Here is a 12,402-nt window from a genome sequence, read left to right on the forward strand (position 1 = left end):
TTTATGGCTAGCGCAGCGCACTCTTTCCCATCACCAAACCCGTGGCGCCGCGAAGCTTCGGTGACGCTGAAACTCGCCTGGCCGCTTATCCTTTCGAACCTGACGATGGCACTTATTGGCGCCACCGATGTGCTGATGATCGGCTGGCTCGGTGCGCGGGAACTGGCTGCGGCGACGTTGGGTTTCAACCTCGCCATGAGCTGCGCGATTTTCTGTATGGGTCTGGTGACCGCGTCCGCGCCAATGATGGCCAGCGAGATTGGCCGCATGGGACATAGCGTGCGCGATGTACGCCGAACCTTTCGGCAGGCCATTTGGGCGGCTGTGACGGTCATTGTCCCGTTTTGGATATTGCTGTGGAACACGGAAAGCATTTTGGTTTTCTTTGGACAGCAACCGGATCTGGCGCGCAATGCCGGGCTTTATATCTCGGCCTATATGTGGTCGATATTGCCGTTTCTATGCTTTATCATTTTGCGTAACTTTATTTCCGCCTTGGAGCAACCGGTCTGGGCGCTCATTATCAGTGTGATCGCGGTTCTGGCCAACGCGCTGTTCAACTATGCCCTGATTTTCGGGAAATTCGGTGTTCCCGCTTTTGGCGTCATCGGCGCTGGTATTGGCAGCGTGATGACCAATATGTTGATGTTTGGCGGCATGGCTTTGGTGGTCATCCTCCACAAACGCTTTCGCCGCTACCATCTATTCGGCCGCTTCTGGCGTGCCGACTGGCAACGTTATCGGGCGCTGTGGAAATTGGGTTTGCCGATCGCGGTGACCATGGGGCTCGAAGGTTCGGTCTTTGGTATTGCCGCATTGTTGATGGGACTCATCAATGCTGAATCTGTCGCGGCTCATGCGATTGCGCTGCAATTGGCATCGCTGACGTTCATGGTGCCGATGGGCTTGGGGCAAGCGGCCACCGTACGGGTTGGAATCCAATATGGTCGGAAAGATCATGCGGGCATTACGCGGGCTGGGTGGGTCAGCTTCGTACTCGGCACGTCCTTCATGGCGGCGATGGCGTTGGTATTCGTTCTCGCGCCCGATTTTCTGATTGCCATTTTCATCGATGCCAGCGCGCCGGGCAATGAAAAAGTTGCTACACTCGCGGTTAGTTTTCTGGCGATTGCGGCAATTTTCCAGATCGTCGATGGCGCACAGGTGGTCGGGGCAGGGATGCTACGCGGATTGCATGATACCACGGTTCCCATGGTGTTCGCCTTAATGGGCTATTGGTTTATTGGTATTGGCGTCGGCGCTGGCCTTGCTTTTTGGCAGGGCTGGGAAGGTATTGGCGTTTGGACTGGCCTCGCCAGCGGTTTGGGTATTGTCGCAATATTGATGCTGGCCCGTTGGATGATGCGGCAGCGGATCGGGCTGTTGCCTTAACCCGGTTAAGGTGTCGGAGCGCCGTGGCTCGTTCGAATATTTCTGATAGCAAAAAGCTATGAAAGATGGGCAATCGTTTCGATTGGATCAATCGGGAGATCTTTGGCAAATATTGTTCACGCAATATAACCAAAGGAGGCCGTTATGAAAAACTATGTTAACGAACTTGTGAGACGCCACCGTCGGTTGAACCGCCTGATCGACAATTGCCGTGCCGCTGGCCGGCAGCAGGAAATGCAGCAGTTGAAGCGCATCCGCCTGCAGATCAAGGACAAGATCGCCGCTGCAAAGCGCGAACTGGCACCTGTTACAACCTGACAGGCCAGATTGTTGGGCGGTATGCACCGTGTTTCACTCCCCGGTCCCCGCCGGAAACTCAAGCCTACCGCCCAGCATGCTTTGCCAATCATCGTCCCCTTCAATGCTAACCAGGACATCCTATGACTTCCCATTCCCCAGATGGCTCTCGCACCCCTCAAGCGACACCAGCCATGCCATGCCCGATTTGCCAAGTCAGCTTGACGATTAGTGAAAGGCAAGGGGTGGAAATTGACTTTTGCCCGCAATGCCGCGGTGTATGGCTTGATCGCGGCGAAATTGACAAGATTATCGAAAGGTCACGGCCAGCCGAAATACCGCGAGCAGAGCAAACCTATCGACCGGACCGTACCATTTACAGCGATAGCTATGATAATCGCCGCTACAAAAAGAAGCGCCGCAAATCGTTCTTGGAAGATCTGTTCGATTAATCCCTAAAACGGCACTAGGCCAACAAACTGTTCAGCTTGAAATCCGTTTTTCAATCGCGCCCCTTGCTTAAGCAGGAAGTCGTGGCGAACAATCTCAGCCTGTTGCTCAATACCATATTTCTCAAATGGTTTGCCCGGAACCAGTTCGTAATCATAACGACAAAAAGGATGGCGAGAGAGCGGTAGAAATACGCCTTTCTGGTGTTGCCAGATATGGACCATTTCGTGAATGAACAATCCCTGTAGGTTTAAGTCGCTACTGCCATAATCGTCTCGGAATAGACCGCCTTTGGGGTGGAACCACATATTCCCATCTGGTGCCATAGTGACGCGCCGAGGATGGAACGGCCACCATTTTCGGTTAAATATCCGAACCTCTGGATAATTGATCGCATCACCAAACACTGATCGGCACAACCTTATCTCCGCTTCGGTAAGCGGGCGGCCCGAATTCCCTCCAGCATCCACAATCACCTATGATGCGCTATCTTCGTCTGTTGTGTCATCTTCGTCAGCGGTTTCAGCCGCAGCGCCGCCAACTTGTCTGATAACGCCATCGACCTGAATCCGGTCGTCGTTGGAGAAAATGAAGATCATCCGTAAAGTGCCGCGTTGGATAGAACCGCTGCCGACGCCCCAGATCATAAGATGTTTGCCGCCAGGCTCAAACTTAACTTTTTCGCCAGCAGGGACCGCAACTTCGGTCAAGGTTTGCATCTGTGCCATGCCATCTTTTTCGACCGTTTCGTGCATTTCCATACGCATCACATCATCTGCGATTACGCTGACGAGCGATACATCGTCCGGACCGCCATGGATCGTCATATATCCGGAGGAAGGATTACCATCGACAGGCGAAAGATTGACGACAACTTCATCAACACGAAGCACATCACCTTGGCCGCAGGCACTAAGAAAAATAACCGCAAGGCTTGCAAAAATAATCGAAAGATGTTTCGTCATGACTCGCAGAAAACTCCTGAATTTGGGGGCTGTTAGATCGTTTCTCAATATGTACAGCCTCCTGGTGCCTGTGCCAAGACTTGTGCCAAAGAAAATGCCACCTATATCCCAATTCGAAGCCGTAACGGTGCCAATTGAAAAGGGCCGGGCGGTTATTTTGCTAATTATAGAAAATACTTGAAATTGAATTGAGGGAAAAATGGCTAAAGTTATCGGTATTGATTTGGGCACCACCAACAGCTGTGTTGCCGTTATGGACGGCGGCAAGCCGAAAGTTATTGAAAATGCAGAAGGCGCGCGGACGACACCGTCGGTTGTGGCCTTTGCCAAAGACGGCGAGCGGCTGATCGGCCAACCGGCCAAGCGCCAGGCGGTCACCAATCCGGAAAGTACGATTTTCGCGGTGAAACGTCTCATCGGTCGTCGCTTTGATGATCCGATGACGAAGAAAGATATGAAGCTCGTCCCTTATGAAATTGTCAAAGGTTCCAATGGCGATGCATGGGTAAAGGCTGGCGGTGAAGATTATTCTCCCGCGCAGATTTCGGCTTTCACGCTTCAGAAAATGAAAGAAACTGCCGAGGGCTATCTTGGTGAGACCGTTACACAGGCCGTTATCACGGTTCCTGCTTATTTTAATGATGCCCAGCGTCAAGCAACGAAGGATGCTGGTAAAATTGCCGGTCTGGAAGTGCTCCGTATTATTAACGAGCCAACGGCTGCGGCTTTGGCTTACGGTCTTGAGAAAAATGACGGCAAAACCATCGCGGTCTATGACCTTGGTGGCGGTACGTTTGATATCTCGATCCTTGAAATTGGTGATGGCGTTTTTGAAGTAAAGTCCACTAATGGTGATACGTTTCTTGGCGGTGAAGATTTTGATGCCAAGGTCGTTGAATTTCTGGCGGAAGATTTTAAAAAAACCGAAAGCATTGACCTGACCCAGGACAAGCTGGCGCTGCAACGTTTGAAAGAAGCCGCAGAAAAGGCGAAGATTGAATTGTCTTCGGCTCAGACCACAGAGGTCAATCTGCCATTTATTACGGCTGACCAAAACGGTCCCAAGCATCTGGTAAAATCGATAACCCGCTCCGACCTTGAAAAACTGGTCGGTGACTTGATCAAACGGACGCTTGATCCTTGTAAAAAGGCATTGAAGGACGCTGGTATCAGTGCATCAGAGATTGATGATGTTGTGATGGTCGGCGGCATGACCCGTATGCCCAAAGTTCGTGAAACCGTGCAGGAATTTTTCGGCAAAGAACCTCATACTGGTGTAAACCCTGATGAAGTGGTTGCCATGGGTGCTGCTATCCAAGCCGGCGTTTTGCAAGGCGATGTCAAAGATGTTCTTTTGCTCGACGTGACGCCATTGTCATTGGGCATCGAAACCCTTGGCGGTGTTTTCACCCGTATGATCGACCGCAATACGACGATCCCGACGAAAAAGTCGCAGGTCTATTCAACCGCTGATGATAATCAGCAAGCCGTGACCATTCGCGTATTCCAAGGCGAGCGTGAAATGGCTGCCGACAACAAGATGCTCGGCAATTTCGATCTGGTTGGTATTCCGCCAGCGCCGCGCGGTGTGCCGCAAATTGATGTGACGTTTGATATTGATGCCAATGGTATCGTGAACGTTTCCGCCAAGGATAAAGGCACTGGCAAAGAACAGCAGATCAAGATCCAGGCTTCTGGTGGTCTGAGCGATACTGATATCGATCAGATGGTCGAGGATGCTGAAAAATTTGCGGAAGAAGACAAAAAGCGGCGTGAAGAGGCGGAAGCCAAAAACAATGCCGAAAGCCTTGTCCACACGACCGAGAAGCAATTGTCCGAACATGGCGACAAGATTGATGCCGATTTGAAAGGTCAGATCGAAGAAGCCGTCAAGGAAACCAAAGAAGCCATCGAAAGTGGTGATCCGGAAGCGATGAAGACCAAGTCAGAAGCACTGGCGCAGGTTTCCATGCAAATGGGTCAGAAAATCTACGAAGCCGAGCAAGCTGCTGGCGGTGATGCTGCAGATGCAGCGGCAGCCGACGCAGCAGCCAAGGCAGATGATGATGTTGTAGATGCCGAGTTTTCCGAAGTGGACGATAGCGACGACGCTGATTCTGATAAAAAAGAAAAAGCGGCCGAGTAATGCGACATATGGTGTATTCCCGCGCAGGCGGGAATCTCCTCTGGCAAGCGCCATTGGTTGAGGAGGCCCCCGCCTGCGCGGGGGCACAGCTTTTGAGTATATGTAAAGCTTCGGGGGAAGCAGAGTAATGGCAACCGAAATAGACTATTATGAACAGCTTCAGGTTGATCGCGGCTGCGACGGCGCGACGCTGAAATCATCCTATCGCAAACTGGCGATGAAATACCATCCTGATAAAAACCCTGGTGACGCTGCTGCGGAAGCCAAATTCAAGTCGATCAGCGAAGCCTATGATGTGCTGAAAGATCCTCAGAAGCGGGCTGCTTATGATCAATATGGCCATGCGGCTTTCACCAACGGTGGTGGCAATAATGCTGGCGGGGGCGGTTTTGGCGGTGCGGCGTTCAACGATATTGGCGATATTTTCGAAACGATCTTTGGCGGCGGCGCAGCTGGCGGCGGCTTTGGCGGTCAACAGCAACAACGCGGCCCAGCGCGTGGTGCAGATTTGCGCTACGATATGGAAATCTCACTGGAAGATGCTTTTCATGGCAAGCAAACCGAAATCGAAATTGATGTATCGGTGGGCTGCGATGAATGTGATGGATCCGGTGCAGAGCCTGGTACAGGCGTAAAAACCTGCAACATGTGTAATGGTCACGGCAAGGTTCGTGCGCAACAAGGCTTTTTCGTCGTCGAGCGCACCTGTGCCAGCTGTCAGGGTCGCGGCGAAGTGATCGAGAGTCCTTGCCATGTCTGTCTCGGTGAAGGCCGGGTCGATAGACCACAGGCGTTGGAAGTTGAGATACCGGCCGGTGTGGATAGTGGCACGCGCATCCGGCTATCTGGCAAAGGCGAAGCGGGTGCACGGGGCGCCCCTGCCGGTGACCTCTATATTTTCATCCACCTAGCGCGCCACGATCTTTTCGAGCGCGAAGGCACGACTCTATTTACCCGCGCGCCGATTAGCTTTTCGGTGGCAGCGCTGGGAGGAGAAATTGTGATTCCCGGTCTTGATGGGACCAAACATGAAATCCGTATCCCTGCAGGTATTCAATCCGGCAAACAAATCCGCCAACGCGGCGCCGGCATGCCTGTCCTGCGAGGAAGAGGCAACGGCGACATGGTTGTTCAAATAGAGGTTGAAACGCCCACAAAATTATCCTCCCGGCAAAAAGAATTACTACGTGAATTTCAAGAGACCGAGACGGGTGACGAAAGTCCAAATAGCAGCGGTTTCTTTTCAAAAATCAAAGAAGCCTGGGACGGCTTGGCAGATTAGGAAGCCGAACACTATTGTGTGAGGATGTTTTTCGTCGACAGAATATTTTGCTGTTTCGCAAAATCACTGGACAGTGATCATTATGGCAATGAGATTGAAATCTAAGAAAGGGGCGATCCAGTAAGGACCAGCAGACAGAAATCGCCCCTTTCAGATTCCTACTAAACTGTCCGCTTCATTGTGGGGATGATTAGCGCGGGGTTTAGCCGGTATAAGGCAGTTCGCACTGCCCGAAAATATATACGGCTCTGCTTCGCAGTGATTAACAGCCGAATTAATTTTTATCTGATGATTTTTCTATATTCAGGGAGAATATCAATTCGATGATATTTTCCACCCGATACTGAGCGCTATTTTGTAGGCGGATTAGATTTTTAAGGCTGCTCCAGACAGTCGATCGCTTCTGCTACTTTAATGGCTGGTACGGATAGGTCCTGTTTATCAAGTTCTAAGAGCAAATCCTGCAGCGAGGTAACAATTTTATCCGTTTCTAGAGCATTGTTGGTGAACGCGCTATTCTCGTTACCGTCTTTCATTTATTGCTCCATTATCTCTGGTAACCAGATCGATCAGGTGGACATATTGCGTTCCGGACCTGATCTGTGCTTGTGATTAAGCAGTCTATTATGAACGTAATCTGTCACAATGTGTAAAATTCTATTCTAGAATAGATTAAATCTATCAATAAGCCAAAAAATGCCAAGTTTATGTGCAATAGTGATAATGGAAAAACGACCGAATAAAGACTATATGGATGAAAGAGTAAGAAGATCGCATGTTGGGGGTATATGATCGCTCATCGGTCGAAATCAGGTTTAGTCCGATGGCCGGTTGCTTATAACCGATAGGGAAGCTATATTAATAAGGTATTTTGGGGAATACAGTTTGGACCAGTTTGAATTAGAGTCAGCGCGGGTCGCAAAATTAACTGCGAAGCAGCGCGAATGCCTGCATCTGGTAGTACTCAGAAAATCATCAAAAGAGATTGCCCGGATATTGGACATATCCAAGCCAGCCGTGGACCAACGTCTTGATAGCGCGCGGCGGACACTGGATGTAGCGTCACGTGATGAGGCCGCAATTGTCTTTGCCCGCGCCGCTGGAGACTATGATCGGATCATATATGATCCGGCCTATCTTCCCAATCAACCCGATTCCAGCGCAAAAGCAAGTCAGGGCGAACAACCACAATCGTTCATGTTAGAAGAAGCAGCCGTACCATACGACTTCAACTCGACGCATGATTCTGATCTTTGGCTGCAAGCCCTGAAGGAACCGAGTGGTGATCTGGGTACCGTTCAAAGACTAGCTATCATTGTCGGCATGACCGTCGGCATCTTGGCAATTGTTTTGATCGGTCTAGCCGTCTCTCAGTCTCTTTCAGGTCTACTGGGCTAACCAAGCCAAGGCAGGCCTACCTTAAATTTAATTTTTTGGAATTCGCGTTTCGCGGAAAGGGAATCTTATGTCTTACGAAATCAAAAAAGCTACAGATCAAATCGGCCAAGATATGCCGCACAGCGAATATAGCATTGATCAGGCGCTTGTCTCTGTATCTAACTTGATGTCTACACTCGTGAATGCACGACTTTCTACAGGCGTGCCTGCTTCTACCGGCCAGGCCGCGATTTTACGGCTTGCTAAGGCGCAAATGGCGCTTGTCGATGCCAGCAGTGACATATTGCGTGTCCATGGCGAACTTAAAAAAGTCGGCAAGGAATATGCTTGGGGTGATATGCATGAAGACTGCCCGCCAGCAGCTCAAGCAGCGGATAAAGATGACAATCGTCTCTCGATAGTCGCCTGAGTTAGCAAGGTGTTGACTATGATGCTTCGGCATGTTCCTCTTATGCAATGCGAACAGCAATATTCTTTCTTCTCCTCTGTACAACTATATTTTACGCGTTGTACCGGGGAGGAGCGCCGGAGCGGTCTATTGCGTCCATCCTCTTGGCCGGCGTTTTGTTGGACCCCATGGTTCACACCTTCACGCCAGTCGAATATACGGAAATGGATCCTGGGCATTTTATCATCGATTTGTTCGTTTGGGTTGGTGTGCTCACAGTGGCGCTTCGTGCCAGAAGATTTTGGCCGTTATGCGTAACGTCGCTGCAAACTATCTCGCTGGTTGCGCACGTGGTAAAGCTGATGGATGTGTCGATACACCCGCAGGCATATCTCATCATGCAAGTCGCTTCCTCCTATCTTCTGCTAATAACGATGGCGCTAGGAACTTATTACCACCAGCGCAGATTGACGACACACGGCACCGATCCTGCTTGGCGAAGTACCTAAGCGTGCAGTCACCGGTTCGTATTTCGCGATCTGGTTTGCGTTTTTTGCAGTTGCGATGCGAGCGAGAAGGTTTTGGCCATTATGCGTAGTCTCGCTACAAACAATAGCCTTGGTAGGACATTTGGCAAAGCTGATGGACGTGTCGATACACCCGCAGGCATATTACATCATGCAAGTCGCCTCTTCCTATCCCTTGCTGATAATTCTCGCGGTGGGGACATATTGTCATCAGCGCAGGCTGAAAACCAACGGGATGGATCCGTCCTGGCGCAGCTGATAGCGTCAGTAGCCCCTGATCAGGCTACGACGCTATCGGAAGCGCTGTTAAAGGAGTTTGGATCGATTGGACGAATTCTGTCGGAATCAGAAGAGGCGTTACGGCGTGTATTAGGGTCGCAGGACGCCGTGATCAATCTTTTGATGGCGACAGAAAAGCTCTTCATGGCGCAGTTGCAAAATGAGCTGCCGAAAAAGCTGATATCGGCAACAGACGAAAAGTTGATCAGATATTTGCAGGCCAGCATGGGCTCGCTTGCCACTGAGACTATGCGCGTGTTGTTTCTGGATAATGTAAACCATTTGATTAGCGATCAGATCTTTGGAAATGGTTCACCTAGCAAGGTGCTTGTACAACCACGAAGCATATTGAAAAGAGCTCTGGAGTTGAATGCCAGCGCAATCATTCTGGTTCATAACCATCCTGGGGGTAATGTGCAGCCCAGTCAGTCGGACGTAAAGTTTACGATGCTGATTAAGACCCTTTGCCGCGAACTGGAAATAAAATTGCACGACCATATCGTCATAGGTGGCAGCAAATGGTCAAGTTTTCGAAAGATGAAATTGTTATGACGGACCAGCTATTGGCCAATACTGTCGAGAGCGCCAGAAAGCTACTCGACAGACAACGAAAAAGAGGCTTGTTTTTCGCCAATAATGTCATCTTTGGCGATCCGGCTTGGGAATTGTTGCTGGCATTATATATCGAAACGGAACAGCATGATTGTGTGAAGAAAGGTGATCTTTACGAGGGGCTATCAGTTTCTACTTCCATAGCATCTCGCTGGCTTACTGTATTTCTCGACCAAGGTTATATTGAGATTTGCGAAAATCGCGGACCGGATTTTGTACGGTTGACGCAAGATGCTCAAACCGAATGTACGGACTATTTGAATTCCATGCGGGAATAAAATAATCGCTGACACAAAGAACAGCCAGCACAGATATTAACTTCTCGGACATTCACACGTTACTCGTTCTGATATTTCACTATCAGAGGGTGCAACATGACACAAAGAGCCCGCTTAGTCGGCTCTCAACTTGTATCGAAATGGCTGATCGCCTTTTTCATCATATTGCTCGGTAGCCTATCTTTTCCCACAAAGGCCGAATCGGGCACTGCCGGTGACCAAGCCTCTAAAGCCACAGTTGTCGCTCGGGCACAAATTCAAAAGGGCGTTGAATTACGTTCCGACAATTTTGCAAACACGAAGGGCTCCAACAGCCTTAATTTACCCGACATTAGTATGCATGAATGTGATTTTGAGGCCCGCCGGATGATCAAAAATTGCGTCTTAATCATATATGAAAGTCAGTAGCTGAAGAGATAAGAGGAGCTTGAGTTTCCATGCATCGGCATAGCCATTGCTACTCGTTCAATCATACAGAACCGCTGGGGTTTTTGCGCTCGTCATTTAGCCGCTGCAAGGCATTGATGGCCTCTTCGATTTTAATGGCCGCAATCGCATGACCGCTACCGTCGAGTTTAGATAGAATATCTTCCAGATTCTCGATCAAATCTTGCATGTCGACCTTGTCCGTTTTCATTATTATCGACATTGCCTTTCGATGAGCAAAAAACTGGCATAAACCAAATTAATATTGTGAATTCGTAAGCTAGGATAAGATAGTTACAATTCGACACGCGAATTTAGGGCACTAGTTCCAACCAGTTACATTTTCAACAAAAATTGCCCACGCCTTGATCTAGAAGATAACTTTTTACGTAATGTCCCAAACTGAAGCATGAATTTTGAGGGAAATTTATCCCTCGATAAGTCAGTTCTAGCGTCGCAACCTATCATGCAAAACATATCTTGGTCTGACCGTTAATTTTCTTGTCCCTCACCGTTAACCATGGATGAAAGGGGTTGATATGTCAGATTTTGACTATGACTTTGTTATAATCGGAGGCGGTCCAGCTGGCCGCAGAGCAGCGATCCAGGCATCGAAACTGGGTAAAGCCGTTGCTATTGTCGATGATCAAAAGAAAATAGGCGGTGTTTCGGTTCATACAGGGACCCTCCCATCAAAAACAATCAGGGAGTCCGTCCTATCCGTTACCGGGTGGCGTGATCAGTATTTCAAGTCCGGACGGCAGCGTGACGGTGCGGATGCGACGCGGGATTCTATATCCTCACGCCTTTCCACAACGCTGGGTGACGAAGTTGAAGTGATCGACAGCCAACTATCTCGCAACAATATCACGACGCTGAAAGGCAAAGCAAAATTCGCTAGTCCGAACAAACTGGCTGTCTCACAAACAGTTCAAGGTAAGAAGATAAGTTACAGCGTCACAGCTGAAAAATTCCTTATCGCTGTCGGCACCAAACCATATAGACCAAAACAAATACCGTTTAACGGGACAACTATTCTCGACAGTGATTGCATCGCGGCAAATATGCCGATGCCAAAATCCATCATCATTATTGGTGGCGGTGTCATTGGTCTGGAATATGCCACCATATTTTCAACCCTTGAGATCCCGGTTACCGTTGTCGAAGCGCGCGAAAATATATTGGAATTTATTGATCGAGATATTGTTTCCAACTTCAGCCATCAACTTTCAGAACGAGGCATCAGTCTGCGTCTGGGGCGTTCCGTTGACAAGATTACGCTGGATAAAGAAGATCATCCGCAAGTCCAGCTAGACGACGGGCGTCAATTACGGGCAGATATGCTGCTTTTTACAGCGGGTCGCGTCGGCGCTGTGGACGGGCTTGGCCTCGACAAGATCGGCGTGTTCCCGGACAATAGAGGGCGGTTAACAGTCGATCCAAAAACACTGCAAACAACCCAACCTCATGTCTATGCTGCCGGGGATATTATCGGCTTCCCGTCGCTTGCATCAACCTCGATGGAGCAAGGGCGACTAGCAGCCTGCCACGCTTTTAATCACCCTATTCACAGTTCAGAGCATAGCTTTCCGCTGGGAATTTATTCGATTCCCGAAATCGCCAGCATCGGTTTGTCGGAAGAGGACGCGAGAGCCAAGGGATTACAGGTTGAAATTGGATTGGCGCGTTTCCAAGAAACATCGCGCGGGCATATTTTGGGCAATTGCAAAGGCCTATTGAAATGCATTTTTGATCTCAATGATCGAAAGCTGCTGGGCGTACATATTGTTGGCGAGGGGGCAACAGAATTGATTCACATTGGTCAAGCCGTTCTCAATCTCAATGGCGGCATCGATTATTTGTCCGACACCGTATTTAATTTTCCTACATTAGCAGAGGCTTACAAAGTTGCGGCGCTCGACGCTTACAACCGAATGCCACAACCCAAATTGAGAGCATGAC

At 49.6% G+C, this 12,402-nt stretch carries 15 protein-coding genes; 11 read left to right on the forward strand and 4 right to left on the reverse strand.

Annotation, left to right across the window (positions count from 1 at the left end):
- Positions 1-3 precede the first annotated feature (3 nt).
- The 3 genes from J4G78_RS14560 to J4G78_RS14570 all read left to right on the forward strand — a co-directional run bounded on the left by J4G78_RS14560 (position 4) and on the right by J4G78_RS14570 (position 2,141).
- Positions 4-1,392, forward strand: a complete 1,389-nt coding sequence (locus tag J4G78_RS14560) for an MATE family efflux transporter (protein ID WP_207987238.1) — start codon at positions 4-6, stop codon at positions 1,390-1,392.
- Between the two features lie 144 nt (positions 1,393-1,536).
- On the forward strand, positions 1,537-1,710 hold the full coding sequence (locus J4G78_RS14565; protein ID WP_207987239.1) for an HP1242/YdcH family protein: 174 nt from the start codon (positions 1,537-1,539) through the stop codon (positions 1,708-1,710).
- A gap of 122 nt (positions 1,711-1,832) precedes the next feature.
- Positions 1,833-2,141, forward strand: a complete 309-nt coding sequence (locus tag J4G78_RS14570; RefSeq protein WP_207987240.1) for a TFIIB-type zinc ribbon-containing protein — start codon at positions 1,833-1,835, stop codon at positions 2,139-2,141.
- A 3-nt stretch (positions 2,142-2,144) separates the two neighbouring features.
- Here J4G78_RS14570 and J4G78_RS14575 read toward each other — a convergent pair whose 3' ends face one another.
- Both J4G78_RS14575 and J4G78_RS14580 read right to left on the reverse strand, forming a co-directional pair.
- The gene (locus J4G78_RS14575; protein ID WP_207990758.1) at positions 2,145-2,609 is read right to left on the reverse strand and encodes a vgr related protein; all 465 of its coding nucleotides are present in this window, start codon (positions 2,607-2,609) and stop codon (positions 2,145-2,147) included.
- A 6-nt stretch (positions 2,610-2,615) separates the two neighbouring features.
- Positions 2,616-3,104 carry a copper chaperone PCu(A)C gene (locus J4G78_RS14580; protein ID WP_207987242.1) on the reverse strand — a complete coding sequence of 163 codons (489 nt, stop codon included), beginning with the start codon at positions 3,102-3,104 and terminating at the stop codon, positions 2,616-2,618.
- 199 nt (positions 3,105-3,303) lie between these two features.
- Here J4G78_RS14580 and dnaK point away from each other — a divergent pair, with 199 nt between their 5' ends.
- Together dnaK and dnaJ are read left to right on the forward strand one after the other, a co-directional pair.
- Complete coding sequence (gene dnaK, locus J4G78_RS14585) at positions 3,304-5,250, forward strand: molecular chaperone DnaK (RefSeq protein WP_207987244.1); 1,947 nt, start codon at positions 3,304-3,306, stop codon at positions 5,248-5,250.
- Between the two features lie 127 nt (positions 5,251-5,377).
- Positions 5,378-6,532: a molecular chaperone DnaJ gene (gene dnaJ / locus J4G78_RS14590; protein WP_207987246.1), complete on the forward strand. Its 1,155-nt coding sequence runs from the start codon at positions 5,378-5,380 to the stop codon at positions 6,530-6,532.
- A gap of 374 nt (positions 6,533-6,906) precedes the next feature.
- Here the strand turns inward: dnaJ and J4G78_RS14595 are convergent, their stop codons facing one another.
- Complete coding sequence (locus J4G78_RS14595) at positions 6,907-7,068, reverse strand: hypothetical protein (RefSeq protein WP_207987248.1); 162 nt, start codon at positions 7,066-7,068, stop codon at positions 6,907-6,909.
- Between the two features lie 349 nt (positions 7,069-7,417).
- On the opposite strand from J4G78_RS14595, the gene J4G78_RS14600 reads away from it, so the two are divergent.
- From J4G78_RS14600 to J4G78_RS14620, 5 genes are all read left to right on the forward strand, one after another.
- Positions 7,418-7,930 carry a helix-turn-helix domain-containing protein gene (locus J4G78_RS14600; protein ID WP_207987250.1) on the forward strand — a complete coding sequence of 171 codons (513 nt, stop codon included), beginning with the start codon at positions 7,418-7,420 and terminating at the stop codon, positions 7,928-7,930.
- 67 nt (positions 7,931-7,997) lie between these two features.
- The gene (locus tag J4G78_RS14605; RefSeq protein WP_207987252.1) at positions 7,998-8,339 is read left to right on the forward strand and encodes a hypothetical protein; all 342 of its coding nucleotides are present in this window, start codon (positions 7,998-8,000) and stop codon (positions 8,337-8,339) included.
- A 710-nt stretch (positions 8,340-9,049) separates the two neighbouring features.
- Positions 9,050-9,676, forward strand: a complete 627-nt coding sequence (locus J4G78_RS14610) for a JAB domain-containing protein (protein WP_207987253.1) — start codon at positions 9,050-9,052, stop codon at positions 9,674-9,676.
- The gene (locus tag J4G78_RS14615) at positions 9,673-10,014 is read left to right on the forward strand and encodes a hypothetical protein (protein WP_207987254.1); all 342 of its coding nucleotides are present in this window, start codon (positions 9,673-9,675) and stop codon (positions 10,012-10,014) included. Before J4G78_RS14610 ends, J4G78_RS14615 begins: the two co-directional genes overlap by 4 nt.
- Positions 10,015-10,110: 96 nt before the next feature.
- Positions 10,111-10,422 (forward strand): hypothetical protein, encoded by a 312-nt coding sequence (locus J4G78_RS14620; RefSeq protein ID WP_207987255.1) that lies wholly within the window; start codon positions 10,111-10,113, stop codon positions 10,420-10,422.
- 61 nt (positions 10,423-10,483) lie between these two features.
- Here the strand turns inward: J4G78_RS14620 and J4G78_RS14625 are convergent, their stop codons facing one another.
- Entirely contained in the window at positions 10,484-10,651 is a 168-nt protein-coding gene (locus J4G78_RS14625) for a hypothetical protein (protein ID WP_207987256.1), read from the reverse strand.
- A 328-nt stretch (positions 10,652-10,979) separates the two neighbouring features.
- Between J4G78_RS14625 and sthA the strand changes: the two genes are divergently transcribed.
- Positions 10,980-12,401 carry a Si-specific NAD(P)(+) transhydrogenase gene (sthA, locus tag J4G78_RS14630; RefSeq protein WP_207987257.1) on the forward strand — a complete coding sequence of 474 codons (1,422 nt, stop codon included), beginning with the start codon at positions 10,980-10,982 and terminating at the stop codon, positions 12,399-12,401.
- Position 12,402 lies beyond the last annotated feature (1 nt).

The organism is Parasphingorhabdus cellanae, assembly GCF_017498565.1.
Classification (GTDB): Bacteria; Pseudomonadota; Alphaproteobacteria; order Sphingomonadales; family Sphingomonadaceae; genus Parasphingorhabdus; species Parasphingorhabdus cellanae.

Bases quoted from the DNA above. Each gene is read 5' to 3' on its own strand.
- J4G78_RS14560 (WP_207987238.1), top strand. From the start codon at position 4: ATGGCTAGCGCAGCGCACTCTTTCCCATCACCAAACCCGTGGCGCCGC.
- J4G78_RS14565 (WP_207987239.1), top strand. From the start codon at position 1,537: ATGAAAAACTATGTTAACGAACTTGTGAGACGCCACCGTCGGTTGAAC.
- J4G78_RS14570 (WP_207987240.1), top strand. From the start codon at position 1,833: ATGACTTCCCATTCCCCAGATGGCTCTCGCACCCCTCAAGCGACACCA.
- J4G78_RS14580 (WP_207987242.1), bottom strand. From the start codon at position 3,104: ATGACGAAACATCTTTCGATTATTTTTGCAAGCCTTGCGGTTATTTTT.
- dnaK (WP_207987244.1), top strand. From the start codon at position 3,304: ATGGCTAAAGTTATCGGTATTGATTTGGGCACCACCAACAGCTGTGTT.
- dnaJ (WP_207987246.1), top strand. From the start codon at position 5,378: ATGGCAACCGAAATAGACTATTATGAACAGCTTCAGGTTGATCGCGGC.
- J4G78_RS14595 (WP_207987248.1), bottom strand. From the start codon at position 7,068: ATGAAAGACGGTAACGAGAATAGCGCGTTCACCAACAATGCTCTAGAA.
- J4G78_RS14605 (WP_207987252.1), top strand. From the start codon at position 7,998: ATGTCTTACGAAATCAAAAAAGCTACAGATCAAATCGGCCAAGATATG.
- J4G78_RS14615 (WP_207987254.1), top strand. From the start codon at position 9,673: ATGACGGACCAGCTATTGGCCAATACTGTCGAGAGCGCCAGAAAGCTA.
- J4G78_RS14620 (WP_207987255.1), top strand. From the start codon at position 10,111: ATGACACAAAGAGCCCGCTTAGTCGGCTCTCAACTTGTATCGAAATGG.
- J4G78_RS14625 (WP_207987256.1), bottom strand. From the start codon at position 10,651: ATGAAAACGGACAAGGTCGACATGCAAGATTTGATCGAGAATCTGGAA.
- sthA (WP_207987257.1), top strand. From the start codon at position 10,980: ATGTCAGATTTTGACTATGACTTTGTTATAATCGGAGGCGGTCCAGCT.